The 487-nt window shown below is 68.6% G+C and carries 1 protein-coding gene; it reads left to right on the top strand.

Annotation, left to right across the window (positions count from 1 at the left end; translation table 11 throughout):
* Positions 1-487: DUF222 domain-containing protein (locus UK23_RS24375; protein WP_156213353.1), on the top strand; the 487-nt coding region annotated here is incomplete at both ends.

The raw sequence follows: 487 nt of genomic DNA, 5'->3' as shown, positions 1-487 counted from the left end.
GGCCTACGCGCTCTACCAGGACGACCCCGAGCCTGGTGAGCCCGAGCCCGAGCGGCTGGTCAACTGGCACAGGAAGCAGTGGAAGAAGAACGGGCAGCTTGAGGTCAAGATGTTGCTGGACACGGTCACCGGCGCCGCCTACGAGGCGATCCTGGATCCGTTGGCCAAGCCGCGGCCCGAGACCGCCAGCGAAGGCCCGGACCTGCGCTCGCGCTCCGAGCGTGAGGGGGAGGCGTTCGCGGAGCTGGTCGAGCTGATGCTGCGCGCCGACCAGTTGCCTGAGCACGGCGGCGAGCCGGTCACTCTCACGTTGACGATGAGCTACGACAACCTGGCCGGGCAGGTGGGGCAGGCGATGCTGGACAACGGCGAGCGCGTCCCGGCCGAGCAGGTTCGCAAGCTCGCCTGCAATGCGGGATCATCCCCCTGGTGCTGGGCGAGAAGTCGCAGCCGATGGACATCGGCCGCAAAACCCGCAGCTTCCCCG

The sequence above is a fragment of the Lentzea aerocolonigenes genome (assembly GCF_000955955.1).
In the GTDB taxonomy this organism is placed as follows: domain Bacteria; phylum Actinomycetota; class Actinomycetes; order Mycobacteriales; family Pseudonocardiaceae; genus Lentzea; species Lentzea aerocolonigenes_A.
This window is presented reverse-complemented; position numbering and strand designations above follow the sequence as displayed.